Raw genomic sequence first — 16,684 nt, forward strand, 5'->3', positions numbered from 1 at the left:
CAAAGTGTTCAGGCCGTTTTTCAGGGTTCCCCCCGATGCGCCGATTCCGTGGCGCGGCACACCATGGGAAACATGACGAAAACGAGCTTCGGCGACCAGGTCCAGCAGATATGGCAGACCCGGCCGGTCCGATTGCCGCGACAGGGACCGATCGCGGGCGTCGCGGCGGGGTTCGCGCGCCGCTACGAGATCGACCCGGTGCTGGTGCGCGTCGCGTTCGTCGTCTCGACGATCTTCGGCGGCGCCGGCATGGTGCTCTACCTGCTGGCCTGGCTGCTGCTGAGCGCGGCGGGCGATCAGGCGTCCGCGGCCGAGTCGCTGGTCGGCAAGGGCCACAGCTCGCAGTCGCAGACCAAGACCATCGTCTTGATCGTGGCCCTGGCCATCGCGGTCAGCACGATGGGCCCGGTCGGTGTCGGTCTCGGTGGATCCGGTCTGATCAGCCTCGCCCTGATGCTGGCGGGCTGGTGGATGCTGCACCTGCGCACGCCCAACCCGCCGCCAGGAACCACCGAGGCGTTCGGCGGATTCGCCCCGGAGGGCGGGATCACCGCCACCGGCTACCCCGGCGCGGTGTTCCCGCCGGGAGCACCCCGGACCGTCGGAGACATGTACGTCCCGCCGACCAGCGTGTACACCCCTTATACGAAGCTGCCGGACGCCTACGTTCCGGAGGCGCCCGCGCCTGACGGCGCTGCGACGACGGTCCCGCTGCACAAGCCCGCGACCGACGACGCGACCGTGGTGCCGGAAGCGTCGGCGATGCCCGCCGCGGGGGCGGAGACGAACTCGTCCGCCGACGAAAAAGACCGCGACCAGACCGATTCGCCCACCGCGGTCGATGATCAGGGACCGGCTGCGGCCGGCGGCGGGCAAGCCGAGGCAGTCGGCCGAACTGCGCCCGACACGACCGACAGGCGCGAATCGGTCGCCGGGACCTCACCCGATGGTCCGGTCGCCCTCAGCAAAGACGTTCCGGTCTCCCGGCCGGCCGCAACCCCGCACCGCCCCGTGGCCGCGCACTCCGCCATCATCGGCGGCTCGACCCCACCTTCCTGGGATCCGCTGGGCGTCGCTCCGCTCGCCTGGGACCTTCCGGAGCCGACGCCCGCCCGCACCGTCGTCGTCCCGCCGCCGAAGCGTCCCCGCTCGCGCCTGACCCCGGTGGTGATCGGCCTGGCCATCCTCGCGGCAGCGGGCGCGGGTGCGGCGGCGGCCTCGGGCGCGGAGTGGATGACACCCGGCCGGATCGCCGCGGCGGCGCTCGCCGTGATCGGTCTCGGCCTGGTGCTCGGGGCGTTCCTGCGGCGCGGCTACGGCCTGCTGGTGCTCACCGCGCCGCTCGCCGGGTTCGTGCTGCTCGCCTCCGCGGTGGGTCCGATCGAATTCGAGCAAGGCGCGATGGGCGACCACACCTGGGCGCCGGCTTCGGTCGCCGACCTGGCGTCGAACTACCGGGTGACCATGGGGTCCGGCACGCTGGACCTGCGGTCGGTGAAACTGACCGAGAATCGCACCGTGGATCTCGACGTCCGGATGGGTGAAGCCCGCGTCCTGCTGCCCGCGGAGATGACCGTCCGCACCCACTGCACGGCGACCATGGCCGAAGCGCGCTGCGTCGACGGGGTCAGCGGTCCGAATACTCCCGGCGCGCCGGTCCTCGATCTGAACGTCGACGTCCGCGCCGGAAACGTGGAGGTGCAGCATGGCTGATACCGAGCAGAAGGAGACGACCGATTCCCGCCGCGGCCCTGCCGCGTCGCTGCTCATCGCGGGACTGCTGTCCCTCGCGATCAGCGTGTGGGCTTTCGTCGGCCCGGCGTCCTGGCCCGCGGCCAGCATGATCCCGATCGGGTGGATCATCGTGCTCGCCGCGATCGTCATCGGCATCGCGCTGGTGATCTCCCCGCGCAAACGATCCTGATCACGCCGAACGGCCCGTCCGCGCGACGGGCCGTTCGGCGTTCGATCTCCGGACGTCGCCGGCACGCCAGGCGAGCCGGACAACACTCCCCCTCGTCGTCGTACCGCAGGAGAACCTCATGAACTCCGACAAACCCAACGACCAGGCGCGTCCCACGGCTCGGACCACACCGCCGGATCCCCGTCCCGGCGCTTCGACCGGCGCACTCCTCGGCCATCTGATCCTGCACAGCGCCTTCCACCGCCCCCGCTGACCTCGTCCGCGGGCTCGATGACGAGCTACCGCCCGGCACACAGCCAGGCGATCACTCCCACTCGATGGTCCCCGGCGGCTTGCTGGTCACGTCCAGGACCACCCGGTTGACCTCCGCCACCTCGTTGGTGATGCGGGTCGAGATGCGTTCGAGCACCTCGTAGGGCAGCCGGGTCCAGTCGGCGGTCATGGCGTCCTCACTGGAGACCGGGCGCAGCACGATCGGATGACCGTAGGTGCGGCCGTCGCCCTGGACGCCGACGCTGCGGACCTCCGCGAGCAACACGACCGGGCACTGCCAGATCTGCCCGTCCAGACCGGCCGCGGTCAGCTCCTCGCGGGCGATCGCGTCGGCCTGGCGCAGCGTCTCCAACCGGTCCGCGGTGACCTCACCGACGATCCGGATGGCCAGGCCCGGACCGGGGAAAGGCTGACGGGCGACGATCTCCTCGGGCAGCCCCAGCTCGCGGCCGACCGCGCGGACCTCGTCCTTGAACAGCAACCGCAGCGGTTCGACCAGGTCGAACTCCAGGTCGTCGGGCAGACCGCCGACATTGTGATGGCTCTTGATGTTCGCGGTGCCGCTGCCGCCGCCGGACTCGACGACGTCCGGGTAGAGCGTGCCCTGCACCAGGAACTCGACCTTCGGCGTCGCGCCGTCGGCTTCGCCGTGCTCGAGCACGACCTCGCTCACCGCGTCCTCGAAGGAGCGGATGAACTCCCGCCCGATGATCTTGCGCTTCTCCTCGGGATCGGTCACGCCCTTCAACTCGCCGAGGAACTTGTCGACCGCGTCGACGGTCACCAGCTTGGCGCCGGTCGCGGCGACGAAATCCTGCTGCACCTGCTCCCGCTCCCCCGCGCGCAGCAGGCCGTGGTCGACGAACACGCAGGTCAGCCGGTCACCGATGGCGCGCTGCACCAAGGCGGCGGCGACGGCGCTGTCCACCCCACCGGACAGCCCGCAGATCGCGTGCCCGTCACCGATCTGCTCGCGCACCGAGGCGACCAGCGAATCGGCGATGTTCGCCGGCGTCCAGCTGGAGGGGATGCCCGCGAGTTCGTGCAGGAACCGGCTCAGCACCTGCTGCCCGTGCGGCGAGTGCAGCACCTCCGGGTGGTACTGCACGCCGGCCAGCCTGCGCGCGCGATCCTCGAACGCGGCGACCGGAGCGCCCGCGGTGGTGCCCGTGACCTCGAAGCCGTCGGGGGCGTCGGTGACCGCGTCGCCGTGGCTCATCCACACCGGCTGGATGGTGGGCAGGCCGCCGTGCAGCAAACCGCCGTCGATGTTGAGTTCGGTGCGCCCGTACTCGCGGGTGCCGGTGTGCGCGACCGTGCCGCCCAGCGCTTGGGCCATCGCCTGGAAGCCGTAGCAGATGCCGAAGACCGGCAGCCCCAGCTCGAACAGCCGCGGGTCCAGCTGCGGCGCGCCTTCGGCGTAGACGCTGGCCGGGCCGCCGGAGAGGATCACCGCGAGCGGCTGCTTCTCGGCGATCTCCTCCACCGTCGTGGTGTGCGGGACCACTTCGGAGAACACGCTCGACTCGCGCACCCGCCGCGCGATCAGCTGGGCGTACTGTGCTCCGAAGTCGACGACGAGGACCGGTCTCTGGGTTTGTGCCACCCATCCAGTTTAGTGAGCGGCCGAACGAGCGAATCATCGGCACAGCGGCTCGGGCGGCGGGAGAGCCGACCGCCCGAATCGTCACCCGCGGCCCGGCTCGCTGGTTATCCTTCTGCTCGTGCCCTTCGCCCGCGCGATCGATGCCGACATCCACTACGAGGACAGCGGCGGGGACGGCCCGGTGGTACTGCTGGCGCACGAGTTCTTCATGGACCGCACCATGTTCGCCGCCCAAATGGCCGCGCTCGCACCGGAGTTCCGGATCGTCTCCTGGGATGCCCGCGGCCACGGCCGCACTCGGGACGAGGGCCTACCCTTCACCTATTGGACCGCGGCCCGCGACGCGCTGACCGTCCTCGATCATCTCGGCGCCGAGCAGGCCGTGGTCGGCGGCACCGCGCAGGGCGGGTTCACGGCACTGCGCACCGCCTTGCTCGCGCCCGAACGCGTCTCCGCGCTCATCCTGATCAGCACCGAAGCGCACGGTCCCACCCCTGAGCAGTCCGCCGCCACCCAGAAGTTCCTCGACGAGTGGTACGACGACGGCTCCCGCGAACGGGCCGTGCACCAACTGGCTTCCTGGCTGATCGGCGACGACGAGTGGTATCGCTCGATCTGGACCCAGCGCTGGCTGGTGCGCGACCGGCGCGGCATCGAGGTGGCGGCGGGCTGCCTGCTCAGCCGCGATTCGGTGCTGGATCGCCTGCGCGAAATCGCTTGCCCCGCTTTGGTGATCCGCCCCACGCACAGCGGCATGGACCGCGAGCGCGCCCAGGAACTGGCTTACGGGTTGTCCGGCGCCACGTTCATCGAAATCGCCGAAGCACGACTGGCCGTCACGATGACCCATCCCGAACCGGTGAACCACGCGATCCAGCAATTCCTGCGCGCCAGAACGAAACCCACTCGCGTGCGGTGAAACCACTCACGTGATGAGTCATCGAAACCGTTGCACCCCAATCGCGTACGAAGCATGCTCGAGATCGGTAGCACGCAACCATGCCGCGATCTTCACGGCGCACAAACGGTCCGAAGGCCTTCCCTGACTACGAATGCGGCGCCGGGCTTCCACCGTGCGATGACCCGCCCTGCGCGCCCCCAGCCGCTCGGTGATCGCCGGAGAAGCGAGTCTTACGAGCGCCGTTCGCGGCCCGGCTCGCGTTCCAGCGGTCGAAGCGCATGCGCCGCAGGCGCTGCAATCGAACCCAGCTCAAGCGCGGACGCTCAGGCCGACCTTTTGGAATTCCTTCAGATCCGAGTAACCGGCCTTCGCCATCGAACGGCGCAACCCGCCGACGAGATTCAGCGAGCCGAACGGGTCGTCGGACGGACCGAAGAGCACGCGCTCCAGACTCGGGCGCACGGTGTCGCCGACCGGCTCGCCACCGAGATCCCACGGATCATCGACGTGCAGCAGCGACCCACGGGGCACCGAGGGATGGGCGGCCGCCGACGGCCAGTACCAGCCGCGGCCCGGCGCCTCCGCGGCCACGGCCAGCGGTACTCCGAGCATGGCGGCGTCCGCGCCACAGGCGATCGCCTTGGCCAGCTGCCCCGAGGTGGCGATGTCGCCGTCCGCGATGACGTGCACGTAGCGGCCGCCGGTCTCGTCCAAGTAGTCGCGGCGCGCGGCGGCGGCGTCCGCGATCGCGGTGGCCATCGGCACGCCGATGCCGAGCACCTCGCCGGTGGTGGTCGCTCCGGGGTAGGAGCCGTAGCCGACGATCACGCCCGCTGCCCCGGTGCGCATCAGGTGCAGCGCGGTGCGGTGATCGCTCACGCCGCCCGCGACCACGGGCACGTCCAGCTCGGCGATGAAGGTCTTGAGGTTCAGCGGCTCACCGTCGCCGACATGCTCGGCGGAGATGATCGTGCCGTGCACCACGAGCAGGTCGATGCCCGCCTGCAGCAGCGCAGGGGTGAGGGTGCGCGCGTTCTGCGGGCTCACCCGCACCGCCACGGTGACACCTGCGGCGCGGACCTGCGCGACCGCGGCGGCGAGCAGATCCGGCTGCATCGGCGCGGCGTGCAGTTCCTGCAGCAGCGCCACGGCGCGCTCGTAGCCGCCCTTGCCGACCAGCTCGAGCAGCTGGTCGATCTTCGCGCCGACGTCCGCGTGCCGCGCCCACAGGCCCTCGCCGTTGATCACACCGAGACCGCCGAGGCGGCCGAGCTCGATGGCGAACTCCGGCGACACCAGCGCGTCGGTGGGATGCGCGAGGAACGGGATCTCGAAGCGGTAGGCGTCCAGCTGCCAGGACAGCGAGACCTGCTTCGACGAGCGGGTCCGGCGCGAGGGGACGATGTCGACGTCGTCCAGCTCATAGGTACGCCGGGCGGTCCGGCCCATGCCGATCTCCACCATGTCGCGCACGCGAAATCTCCTTAATTTTTGGCAGCGCCTGCGGCGCTGCGTGTTCGCGGCCCCTGGATGGCTCGCGTTCCAGCGGTCGAGACTCGCGCCTGCGGCGCATGCGCTTCGACCGCTGGAACGCGAGCCGGGCCGCGAACGGCGCTCGTAAGACTCGCGCCTCCAGTGGTTACTTGTGGGGGCGGTGGGCAGCACAAATGCACCACCGACTCACCGCAGTTCGCTCACCGCCACAGCCGGTGGGCAAGCTCAATCATGCACGGACCGGTTGGTCCTGTACATGAACCTAGTGGGCTACGCCCGTCCCGTGTAGTTAGGGGCCTCGACGGTCATCGTGATGTCGTGCGGGTGGCTCTCCTTGAGGCCCGCCGCGGTGATCTGCACGAACTGAGCCTCCTGCAGATGCGCGATCGACTGCGACCCGGTGTATCCCATCGCGGCGCGCAGACCGCCGACCAGCTGATGGATCACCTGGTTGACCGGCCCGCGGAACGGCACCCGGCCCTCGATGCCCTCGGGGACCAGCTTGTCCTCGGCGAGCACGTCGTCCTGGAAGTAGCGGTCCTTGGAGAACGACTTCGCCTGCCCGCGCCCCTGCATGGCGCCGAGCGAACCCATGCCGCGGTAGCTCTTGAACTGCATGCCGCCGACCAGGATCAGTTCGCCCGGCGACTCGGCGGTGCCCGCGAGCAACGAGCCGAGCATCACGGTGGACGCGCCCGCCGCGATGGCCTTGGCGACGTCACCGGAGTACTGGATGCCGCCGTCGGCGATCACGGGGACGCCCGCGGGCTTACACGCGGCGACCGCTTCCAGGATCGCGGTGATCTGCGGCGCGCCGACGCCGGCCACGACGCGGGTGGTGCAGATGGAGCCGGGGCCGACACCCACCTTGACCGCGTCCGCGCCCGCTTCGACCAGGGCGGCCGCGCCCTGGCGGGTGGCGACGTTGCCGCCGACCACCTGGATCCGGTCGCCGACCTCGGCCTTGACCTTGGTGACCATCTGCAGCACCTGCGCCTGATGCCCGTGCGCGGTGTCCACCACCAGCACGTCGACGCCCGCGTCGGCCAGCGTCATGGCACGCGACCAGGCGTCCGTGCCGACGCCGACCGCGGCGCCGACCAGCAGGCGGCCGTCCCTGTCCTTGGTGGCGTTGGGGTACTGATCGGTCTTGACGAAGTCCTTGACCGTGATCAGGCCGCGCAGGCGTCCGTTGCCGTCGACGATCGGCAGCTTCTCCACCTTGTGCCTGCGCAGCAGCCCGAGCGCGGCCTCGGCGGTCACGCCTTCCTGGGCGGTGATCAGCGGGGCCTTGGTCATCACGTCCGCGACGCGACGGTTCTGATCCACCTCGAATCGCATGTCCCGGTTGGTGATGATGCCCACAAGCGCACCGGTCTCGTCCACCACCGGGAGACCGGAGATGCGGAACCTGGCGCACATGGCGTCGACCTCGGCGAGGGTATCGGTCGGACGGCAGGTCACCGGGTCGGTGACCATCCCGGCCTCGGACCGCTTGACCGTCTCCACCTGGGAAGCCTGATCGGCCGCAGAGAGATTGCGGTGCAACACGCCCATGCCGCCCGCACGGGCCATGGCGATCGCCATCCGCGCCTCGGTGACCGTGTCCATGGCCGAGCTGACCAGCGGGGTGCGCAGGCGGATCTCCCTGGTCAGCAGGCTGGAGGTCTCCACAGAGCTGGGGATGAGATCCGAGGCGGCAGGCAGCAACAGCACATCATCGAATGTGAGGCCGAGCATGGCGATCTTGTTCGGATCGTCGCCACCCGTAGGAGGGCGGACTGCGATTCGTTCGCCCGATACGGGATTACTCATTCGGATCGACCCCTCCTGGACGTCGATAGCGACCGGCGCCGGGGTAACCGGCGCCGTGACGGCTGATGGGATGGACGTGGGTGCGGCGGCGGTGCGGTCGGGACCCGCCGTAGCCTGTGCTCCATCGTATCTGTCCGGTGAACTCGCCGACGAAGTGAGCCCACCACCGAAACTGGCAGGCCGCATAGCTGGCGCAGACCACCCTGTTCTGCGTACCGTGGGGATGTGCGTGACCATCTACCACCTGGCTTGCCGCCGGATCCGTTCGCCGGAGACCCCTCCGACCCGTCCGCCGCGCTCGACGCCATCGAGCCCGGCGAACCGCTGGATCCCCACGAGCGCCTTGCGGTCGAGGAGGATCTCGCCGACCTCGCGGTGTACGAGGCGCTGCTGGCCCACCGCGGTATCCGCGGACTCGTGGTCAGCTGCGAAGACTGCAGGCAGGACCACTACCACGACTGGGACATGTTGCGCGCCAACTTGCTGCAACTGCTGGTCGACGGCACGGTCCGCCCGCACGAGCCCGCCTACGATCCGACGCCGGAAGCGTACGTCACCTGGGACTACTGCCGGGGGTACGCGGACGCCTCGATGAACGAGGCCTTCCACGGCGACGGATTCGACGGATTCGACGGCTGAACCCGGTCAAACCCAGACACTCGCGGGCCCGGCTCGGCGCGCGGACTCGACGCTTGCCACTGTGATTTTCGACGCACACGATCACTTCGACAAGCGAAGGGCGACGTTCCCGAACGGGCCGACCCGCCGATGAATCACGGTCCGATGGGCCTCGCCGGGGAGACCGGCTCCACGAAGACAAAAAGCCGATCGCCTGGCTGGCGATCGGTTCTTGCCTTACCCGAAATTTTCTTCTGTCAGCGACCGGGTGGCACGAACGAGCCCGGGTTGGGGATAACGGGCACGCTGAAGGTCGGCGGCTGATTGTTGGTGCCGGTGTTGCCCTGCGTCGGAGCGGTGGGTGGCTGCTGCTGCGGCGCCGTCGGATTACCCGTGTCTCCCGTGGGTCCGCCCGTTGGCGGCGGCTTGACCTCGGTGACCGGCGGTTCCTGCGGCGCCGTCGGTTCCACGGTCACCGGCGGGACCGGAGTCACCGGCGGGGCCGTGGTCACCGGCGGCACCGTGGTCGGCGCGTTGCCGTTCGAAGTTCCGCCGTTCGGAGTCCCGCCATTGTTCGATGTTCCGCCTCCGCTCGGAGCGGTCGCATCAACGGTGGTGGAAGGCTTCGTCGGCTCACCCGGCTGCTGGACGATCGTCGAGCCGGTCGACGAGCCGGGCTTCGTGGTCGCACTGGTGCCCGGGGTCGCGCGCGGATCGGTGGTCTTGGGCACCGTCGCCTCGAGCTGGTCGGCCAGCTCCTTGTTCACCTTGCGCAGCTCCGCGAGCAGCCGTTCCCACTCGGCCATCAGGTCGGCGCGCTTCTCCGGATCGCTGACCTGCGCGGCGTTCTCCTTGGCGCGCTCCAGGCGCACCTTCGCCTGCGACGGGTTCTGCGTGACCAGAGTCGACGCCTCGTTCAGATCGTCGCCCGCACGCTGCACCACCGTGGTCTGGGCCTGCTCGCTGAACACGACCTCCTTGACCCGCCATAGCGGATCGCCTGGTTCCGCGTTGTACGAGAACGCCGTCATACCGCCGATGACCAGGGCAAGCGCGGCCGCGGCACCCATGATCGGACGGACAAGCCGCAGTCGTCCGCCGCTGTGCGCCCCGATGCGAACCTGCCGCGCGCCGATCTCCTGGTTGACCGCGGCCACGATCGCATCCAGGTCCGGTTCGGCCGGCATCGGAGCCTCGAGCAACTCCGCTCGCCAATCCGCGAGCAACGTCGCGAGCTGATACTCCTCGGCGCTGTCGGTGTGCACCGGACCATCGCTGGCGATGGCATCGATCAGAGCATCGTCGCGGCGTACCGCGGCGATGTCGACCGGGCCGGTGTCACCGGACGCCTCGGCGTAGGGACCGCTGTTCCGCGATCCAAGCCGCGCCTTCCAGTCACCCCGACCGCGCTCGCCATCCCTAGCCATACATTTCACCTGCCCTCGCCACTTGTGACTTGAGTTTCGCGAGTGCCCTGTGTTGGGCCACCCGTACCGCACCCGCCGTACTGCCCACGGCGACTGCGGTTTCTTCCGCTGACAAACCCATGACCAAGCGCAGGATCAAGATCTCTCGATGCTTCTCGGGAAGCGTCGCGAGCAGACGGTTCATCTGCCTGCTCGTCTCGGACTCGAGAGCTCGTTGTTCCGGTCCCTGGTCGGTGGATATGACATCTGGTACTTCGGCCATCGCCTCCGCCTTGTTACGGGCGGCGTTGCGATGTGCGTCGGCGACCTTGTGCGAAGCGATTCCGTAAACAAAGGCCATGAAGGGCCTGCCCTGGTCTTGATACCTGGGCAAGGCTGTCATCACAGCCAGGCAAACCTCCTGCGCAACGTCGTCCGCGGAGAGCTGCCCACGCTCCGCGGCTCCGATCCGCGCGCGGCAGTAGCGCACCACCAGCGGGCGGATCATCTCCAGTACCTGAGCTAAAGCGGATCTGTCGCCCTGCGCAGCGGCAGCGACGGCGAGGTCCAACTCTTCGCCCGTGTGCGTCATCGTCAGAGATATTCCTGGCGTTACAAAGTGGCACGGTCCGGTGACGACCAGTGCTTCCACCGAAGGGGCGGAACGGATCTAACAATAGCGACCCGTTGGCCGAAGCTGGGCAACACGGGTGACTCCGTGATCACCGCCTGCCGCCCAGGGGCCGCAACGCGCCGCCGGCGCGGGCGATGACGGCGGCGCACTCGGCCGCCTCCACCGCGGCGTTCTCGGCACCCGATCCGGCGCGGAGCATGGCACAAGCCCAGCGCAACGGCAGCAGGCCGTGCTCGCGGCACTGCGCGGCGACGTCCTCGGCCGATACGCCGGATACCCCGCGCGCGTCGCGCGCCACGTCGGCCGCGGCGACCAGCAGGCGGGACTTGACCTGATGGCGTACCGACGGGGATCGGTCGGCGAGTTCCAGCGCGCCCGCCGCGTGCTGCGCCGCCGACTCGAAATCCCCTGTTGCCAAGGCCGTTTCCGCGGACACCCAGCCCAGCCGGATCGCGGGGCGCCAGCCCGCTCCGTACTGCCGTGCCGCCGACGCGCTGCGCTGCAGCAGCCGGGCGGCCAGCGCGAGCCGCCCGGTCCCGAGCGCGTCGGCGGCGAGCCCGGTGAGCGCGTCGCAGATCGCGTCGGCGCGGCCGGGAAGGTATGCGCCGGTTTCCGGCGGCGCGTCGCCCACGGCCGTGGCCTCCGTCCCGGCGTCGGCGGTGAGGATCACGGCGGCGGCCCGCCCGTCGAACGCCGCCGCGCGCTCGTGCCAGCCGAGCTGACGCAGGAAAGACCCCTCCGTACTTCCCGCCAGTGAGAGGAGAACGGGGTCGCGGCTGTGGTTGCATATCCTTCGCAATTCGGCGCGCGCCGCGGCATAACGTCCCTGGCCGCCGAGCACCACCGCCCGATACCACCCGCCGAGCGCGTCCGAGGCGGGCGGTAGATCGGCGGCGGCGCGACCCGGATCGGCGCCGAAGGCGGCCTCGGCGAGGACCGCGACGTGAGGGTCTGCGAACGGAGCGGGCGCGAACACGGGCGCACTCTATCCTGTGCGGCGCCCCGGGCCTGGACGACGAAAGGTGGCCGAAGGGCAGACCGGCAACCACCGGGATTTCCCCACCGGACCGATGTTTCCATTAGGTAAATCTCGGCCCGGCAATCGCCGAGCGGCCGCGCCGGGAATTCATGCGCGTTTCGCGTAATTAACCTGCCCGCCCCGTTTCCGCCATCTTCGGATCCACGCGCCGGGAAGGACGTCGGCCGCCGCGGTGACCGCTGCCATACGCGCGACCTCGTCGCCGAAGCGGGGCCGCAGCCCAGAAATCGCTTCTACCTGCGAGGATACGAAGGAACCCAGCCCGTGCGAGAGCCACGGACCTCCGGCCAACCGAACAGTATCGCCGGAAGCGACGCGAAAAGTAAACAGTTCGGAGGTTAAATTTCACAGCGCGAGATTTGGAAAAGTGCTGCGTCGAACTATTGACGGAATTTCGCGACTGGACCTAACGTAGCTCATCGCCACGGACGGCGCCGCGCGAAATTGCAGCGACCACGAAGGGCGAGCCCCCCGGGTACCCCCGCCGACCGGCGTCGTGGCCCACAACTGTTGCAGAACAACTGCTCGACAACGCTGACGAGCTCGCACCACGAGGAGTTCACCATGCCCATGCCGACCCACCTCCCGGGACCCAACGCCGATGTCTGGGATTGGCAGATGCGAGGATCGTGCCGCGGGCAGGATTCCGCGGTGTTCTTCCACCCCGATGGCGAACGTGGCCGAGCCCGCACCGCCCGCGAGATGCGCGCCAAGGAGATCTGCCGCAGCTGCCCGGTGCTCATGCAGTGCCGCGCGCACGCGCTGAAAGTCAGCGAGCCCTACGGCATCTGGGGCGGCATGTCGGAGACCGAGCGGGAGATGCACGCGCGGCGCAACCGCCGCCGCATGGCCGTCTGAATCAATCCCTCCCCATCCGCACGCCACCGGGCGTCGAATTCCTAGCAAACAACGGGCCACTGCAACATACTTCGGCCGGGCCGCTCACGCGACACGGTGATCGGCTCCTCGCCGAGGTCGGCGCGTGGGTTCCGATCGTCACCCTCGATCGGCCGGCCGCCGAGCGAAGGCCGGAAACCGGGCATCTGCCGTTTCCGGGCACGGTGCGACAGTGCTCGGCGTGTCACGGCGTGTCCCTCCGAGATGTCCGCCCTCTCGACGCTTTTCCGCAACGCGGCGCCGATGTGTGACGGACTCGCGGGCACCCCAGCGGAAGGGAGGTCATAGCGGCGCGCTACGGTAGTGACCGATGACACAGAATGGAGCGTTGTGACAACGCGGCCGTCGGCCGCAGAGGGCGACTCGTTCCGAAGAGAAGCCTTCCCACCCACGGTGGATTCTGCGGTTACGGCACGCGCAGCCGAAAGTATCGAGCTCGCCGCTCTTTTGCATCGGTGCGGCCGAGCCGACCAGGAAGCATTCGCCGAACTGTACGACCGGACGTGTGCGCGCGTCTTCGGTCTCGTGTTGCGCGTCCTGCACGATCCGGGCTACGCGGAGGAGACCACGCAAGAGGTCTATCTGCAGATCTGGCGGATGGCCTCGACTTTCGACCCGGCGAAGGGTTCCGCGGTCACCTGGTTGATGACGCTCGCCCATCGGCGCGCCGTCGATCGGGTGCGCGCCGAGCAAGCCCACACCCAGCGCGAGGTCGCCTACGGCATCCGGGTGCTCGGCAACGAATTCGACGAGGTCACCGAAGAGGTCGAGCGCAGGTTCGAACAACAGGCGGTCCTCGCCGGTCTCGCCACACTCACCGAAACCCAGCGAGAAGCCATCTCGCTCGCCTACTACGGTGGGCGCACTTATGCGGAGGTAGCCACCTACCTCGACGTAGGGTTGCCTACGGTTAAGTCCCGGATACGGGACGGATTGACACGACTGAAGAAAAGTTTGGGGGTGACGTGAGATGAACGAACGCCAGATCGATCTCGCGCACACCGTCGCGCTCGGATCGATCGACGACGAAGACCATCAGGAAGTGCAGGAACTGCTCGACAGCGAGGACCCCGTGCTACGCGCGGAGTTCATCCGGGAAGTCAGAGACACGAAAGAAGCGCTTTCCGCTCTCGCCGCAGCCACGGCGGCCCTTCCGCCGCCGTCGCTGCGTGCTCGCCTACTCGCGGCGATCGCCGCCGAACAGCCGCCGGTCGCCAGCTGAATCCGGCGTCCCGCCAGGTTCTCCCGCTCCGCGCGCGTCCGGGCCGAACGGTCCGGATCGGCCCGCATCCCCTTTGGGTCCCGCGGCAGACAGCGTGTCGAGCTCGCAACATCCTTCGGTCTCATCGGAAATCACGGCCGTGGCCTGTCGCCGGAACGGGCAGGGCCCCCGAACCATGCGGTTCGGGGGCCCTGCCGGCCGGATTGCCCGACGCCGGGCTCAGTGCGCGTGGCCGTGGTGGCCGTGCTCGTTCTGCTCCTCGGCGGGCTTGTCGACCACGGCGCTCTCGGTGGTGAGCACCATGCGTGCGACCGACGCCGCGTTCACGACGGCCGAACGGGTCACCTTCACCGGGTCGACGACGCCGTCGGTGAGCAGGTCACCGTAGGTGAGGGTGGCCGCGTTGAAGCCGTCCTTACCCTCCGCGACCTTGCTGACCACCACCGCGCCGTCCAGGCCCGCGTTGGTGGCGATCCAGTACAGCGGCGCCTGCAGCGCGGTGCGGACCACCTCGACGCCGACGGCTTCGTCACCGGACAGCGACTCGCGCAGCTCGACGAGCTTGCCCGCGGCCTGCACCAGCGCGGTGCCGCCGCCGGGCACGATGCCCTCTTCCACGGCGGCCTTGGCGGCGCTCACCGCGTCCTCGACGCGGTACTTGCGCTCCTTGAGCGCGGTCTCGGTGGCCGCGCCGACCTTGATCACCGCGACGCCGCCGGCCAGCTTGGCCAGCCGCTCCTCCAGCTTCTCGCGATCCCAGTCCGAATCGGTGGACTCGATCTCACGGCGCAGCTGCGCGACCCGCGCCTGCACGTCGGCCGCGGAACCGGCACCGTCGATGATCGTGGTGTCGTCCTTGGTGACGACGACGCGACGCGCCTTGCCGAGCGCGTCCAAGCCCGCCTCCCGCAGGGAGATGCCGAGATCGGGGTTCACCACGGTGCCACCGGTGACCACGGCGAGGTCGTCCAGGAACGCCTTGCGGCGGTCGCCGAAGAACGGCGCCTTGACCGCGACGGCCTTGATCGTCTTACGGATCGCGTTGACCACCAGGGTGGACAGGGCCTCGCCTTCCACGTCCTCGGCGATGATCAGGACGGGCTTACCGCTCTCGGCGATCTTCTCCAGCAGCGGCAGGAAGTCCGGCAGCGAGCTGATCTTCTCGCGGTGCAGCAGGACGAACACGTCCTCCAGGACGGCCTGCTGGCTGTCGGGATCGGTGACGAAGTACGGCGACAGGTAACCCTTGTCGAACTGCACGCCCTCGGTGACGACCAGTTCGGTCTGCATCGTCGAGGACTCCTCGACGGTGACCACGCCGTCCTTGCCGACGGTGGTCAGCGCCTTGCCGACCATCTCACCGATCTCCTCGTCGCGCGAGGACACCGTCGCGACCTGCGCGATGGCCTGCTCACCGGAGACCGGCGTGGCCAGCGCGAGCAGCGCCTCGGAGACCGCGTCCGCGGCCTTGGCGATGCCGGAGCCGACCGCGATCGGATTGGCGCCCGCGGCAACGTTCTTCAGTCCGGCGCGGACCAGCGCCTGGGCCAGCACGGTGGCGGTGGTGGTGCCGTCGCCCGCGACGTCGTTGGTCTTGGTGGCGACGCTCTTGACCAGCTGCGCGCCGAGGTTCTCGAACGGGTCCTCGAGCTCGATGTCGCGCGCGATGGTCACGCCGTCGTTGGTGACGGTCGGACCGCCGAAGGACTTCGCCAGCACGACGTGCCGTCCGCGCGGGCCGAGAGTGACCTTCACCGCGTCGGCGAGCTTGTCGACGCCGCGTTCCAGAGCCCGGCGAGCCTTCTCGTCGAACTCGATCTGCTTTGCCATGGAATTCGCTCCTGTAGTGGATTGCGGCGCTCCGGACCGCCCGGGCCCGTCGCTCGCACCGCTGTGTCCGATGCGCGGCGCTACCGGGGCCCTTCGTGGTTACACAGGCTGCCGCCTACGGGCCCGTCGCTCGCACCGCTGTGTCCGATGCGCGGCGCTACCGGGGCCCTTCGTGGTTACACAGGCTGCCGCCTACGGGCCCGTCGCTCGCACCGCGTGTTCAGTGCCGGGTGGGCGCCGAACGCGTTCCGCCCCGGGTCACGAGACACCGGGGCGGAACGCATGCGTGCCCGATCGGCTACTTGGTGACGACGGCCAGCACGTCGCGCGCCGACAGGATGAGGTACTCCTCGCCCTGGTACTTGATCTCGGTGCCGCCGTACTTGCTGTAGATGACGGTGTCACCCTCCTGGACATCCAGCGGGATGCGCTTCTCGCCCTCGTCGTCCCACCGGCCGGGACCGACGGCGACAACGGTGCCCTCTTGCGGCTTTTCCTTCGCCGTGTCGGGGATGACCAGGCCGGAGGCCGTCGTCGTCTCGGCCTCGTTGGCCTGGACGAGGATCTTGTCCTCGAGCGGCTTGATGTTCACGCTCGCCACGTTGAGCCCTCCACTTTCAGGGGATTCGGTCGTCCGGAACCGTTGTCCCGGACTCGTCGGTTGGTCACGATGCTGACCCTGCGCATAGCCCCGTCGTCGCGGGTGCCGGGACCCCTGCCCAGTGGTCAAGCTGCTGGCACAAGCACTACACACAGTGCCGACTAGCACTCTATACATGAGAGTGCCAGCGCTCAAGGCTGGGCGGTGCCAACTTTGCGCGGCGCGCCCGGCGACGCTCCGGGCTTGGCGATAAGTTCGGGAAAACAGTAACGTTCGGATAACGGATTGTGACACTATTGACGACGGCTGCGGTCCGGCCGCCGGGTTCGTCGCTCATCGGGCGGCGGCGCGGCGGCGAAGGGGTTCCACAGCGTCGCCGAAACTCGCAGCGCCGCAGCAGATCCTTGCACCACCAGCTTCACCA

Annotated in this window: 16 protein-coding genes; 8 read left to right on the plus strand and 8 right to left on the minus strand. The window is 69.1% G+C overall.

The genetic code is table 11. The features are described 5' to 3' along the window. Positions 1 to 63 precede the first annotated feature (63 nt). From GVY64_RS05865 to GVY64_RS38625, 3 genes are all read left to right on the plus strand, one after another. On the plus strand, positions 64 to 1,713 hold the full coding sequence (locus GVY64_RS05865; protein WP_442939530.1) for a PspC domain-containing protein: 1,650 nt from the start codon (positions 64 to 66) through the stop codon (positions 1,711 to 1,713). Beyond that, positions 1,706 to 1,924, plus strand: coding sequence for a hypothetical protein (locus GVY64_RS05870; protein WP_159839557.1), 219 nt, complete (start codon positions 1,706 to 1,708; stop codon positions 1,922 to 1,924). The genes GVY64_RS05865 and GVY64_RS05870 overlap by 8 nt, the downstream gene beginning before the upstream one ends. Before the next feature lie 118 nt (positions 1,925 to 2,042). After that, positions 2,043 to 2,177: a hypothetical protein gene (locus GVY64_RS38625; RefSeq protein WP_268895590.1), complete on the plus strand. Its 135-nt coding sequence runs from the start codon at positions 2,043 to 2,045 to the stop codon at positions 2,175 to 2,177. A gap of 51 nt (positions 2,178 to 2,228) precedes the next feature. Here the strand turns inward: GVY64_RS38625 and guaA are convergent, their stop codons facing one another. Then, the gene (gene guaA, locus GVY64_RS05875) at positions 2,229 to 3,803 is read right to left on the minus strand and encodes a glutamine-hydrolyzing GMP synthase (protein WP_159839559.1); all 1,575 of its coding nucleotides are present in this window, start codon (positions 3,801 to 3,803) and stop codon (positions 2,229 to 2,231) included. A 118-nt stretch (positions 3,804 to 3,921) separates the two neighbouring features. Between guaA and GVY64_RS05880 the strand changes: the two genes are divergently transcribed. Continuing rightward, entirely contained in the window at positions 3,922 to 4,722 is an 801-nt protein-coding gene (locus tag GVY64_RS05880; protein ID WP_159839561.1) for an alpha/beta fold hydrolase, read from the plus strand. A gap of 291 nt (positions 4,723 to 5,013) precedes the next feature. On the opposite strand, the gene GVY64_RS05885 is transcribed toward GVY64_RS05880, so the two are convergent. Together GVY64_RS05885 and guaB are read right to left on the minus strand one after the other, a co-directional pair. After that, positions 5,014 to 6,177: a GuaB3 family IMP dehydrogenase-related protein gene (locus tag GVY64_RS05885; protein WP_159839563.1), complete on the minus strand. Its 1,164-nt coding sequence runs from the start codon at positions 6,175 to 6,177 to the stop codon at positions 5,014 to 5,016. Between the two features lie 291 nt (positions 6,178 to 6,468). Beyond that, the gene (guaB, locus tag GVY64_RS05890; protein WP_328820875.1) at positions 6,469 to 8,013 is read right to left on the minus strand and encodes an IMP dehydrogenase; all 1,545 of its coding nucleotides are present in this window, start codon (positions 8,011 to 8,013) and stop codon (positions 6,469 to 6,471) included. A 225-nt stretch (positions 8,014 to 8,238) separates the two neighbouring features. On the opposite strand from guaB, the gene GVY64_RS05895 reads away from it, so the two are divergent. Beyond that, complete coding sequence (locus GVY64_RS05895; protein WP_039795739.1) at positions 8,239 to 8,652, plus strand: DUF5319 domain-containing protein; 414 nt, start codon at positions 8,239 to 8,241, stop codon at positions 8,650 to 8,652. Between the two features lie 236 nt (positions 8,653 to 8,888). On the opposite strand, the gene GVY64_RS05900 is transcribed toward GVY64_RS05895, so the two are convergent. From GVY64_RS05900 to GVY64_RS05910, 3 genes are all read right to left on the minus strand, one after another. Further along, on the minus strand, positions 8,889 to 10,058 hold the full coding sequence (locus tag GVY64_RS05900) for an anti-sigma-D factor RsdA (RefSeq protein ID WP_159839565.1): 1,170 nt from the start codon (positions 10,056 to 10,058) through the stop codon (positions 8,889 to 8,891). Next, positions 10,051 to 10,629, minus strand: a complete 579-nt coding sequence (locus tag GVY64_RS05905; RefSeq protein ID WP_039795737.1) for a sigma-70 family RNA polymerase sigma factor — start codon at positions 10,627 to 10,629, stop codon at positions 10,051 to 10,053. Before GVY64_RS05905 ends, GVY64_RS05900 begins: the two co-directional genes overlap by 8 nt. A gap of 130 nt (positions 10,630 to 10,759) precedes the next feature. Beyond that, positions 10,760 to 11,647, minus strand: a complete 888-nt coding sequence (locus GVY64_RS05910) for a hypothetical protein (RefSeq protein ID WP_159839567.1) — start codon at positions 11,645 to 11,647, stop codon at positions 10,760 to 10,762. Positions 11,648 to 12,274: 627 nt separating this feature from the next. Between GVY64_RS05910 and GVY64_RS05915 the strand changes: the two genes are divergently transcribed. The 3 genes from GVY64_RS05915 (at position 12,275) to GVY64_RS05925 (ending at position 13,829) form a co-directional block, all read left to right on the plus strand. Further along, entirely contained in the window at positions 12,275 to 12,568 is a 294-nt protein-coding gene (locus GVY64_RS05915) for a WhiB family transcriptional regulator (protein ID WP_063021425.1), read from the plus strand. Between the two features lie 432 nt (positions 12,569 to 13,000). Next, the gene (locus tag GVY64_RS05920) at positions 13,001 to 13,576 is read left to right on the plus strand and encodes a sigma-70 family RNA polymerase sigma factor (protein ID WP_159839569.1); all 576 of its coding nucleotides are present in this window, start codon (positions 13,001 to 13,003) and stop codon (positions 13,574 to 13,576) included. 1 nt (position 13,577) lies between these two features. Then, positions 13,578 to 13,829 carry an RskA family anti-sigma factor gene (locus GVY64_RS05925; protein ID WP_159839571.1) on the plus strand — a complete coding sequence of 84 codons (252 nt, stop codon included), beginning with the start codon at positions 13,578 to 13,580 and terminating at the stop codon, positions 13,827 to 13,829. A gap of 219 nt (positions 13,830 to 14,048) precedes the next feature. Here the strand turns inward: GVY64_RS05925 and groL are convergent, their stop codons facing one another. Further along, entirely contained in the window at positions 14,049 to 15,659 is a 1,611-nt protein-coding gene (gene groL, locus GVY64_RS05930) for a chaperonin GroEL (protein WP_159839573.1), read from the minus strand. A gap of 298 nt (positions 15,660 to 15,957) precedes the next feature. Further along, a complete protein-coding gene (gene groES / locus GVY64_RS05935; protein ID WP_028479292.1) occupies positions 15,958 to 16,260 on the minus strand; it encodes a co-chaperone GroES in 303 nt (100 codons plus the stop codon). Positions 16,261 to 16,684: the final 424 nt, after the last annotated feature.

Origin of the sequence: Nocardia sp. CY41 (assembly GCF_009829325.1) — a bacterium.
In the GTDB taxonomy this organism is placed as follows: Bacteria; Actinomycetota; Actinomycetes; order Mycobacteriales; family Mycobacteriaceae; genus Nocardia.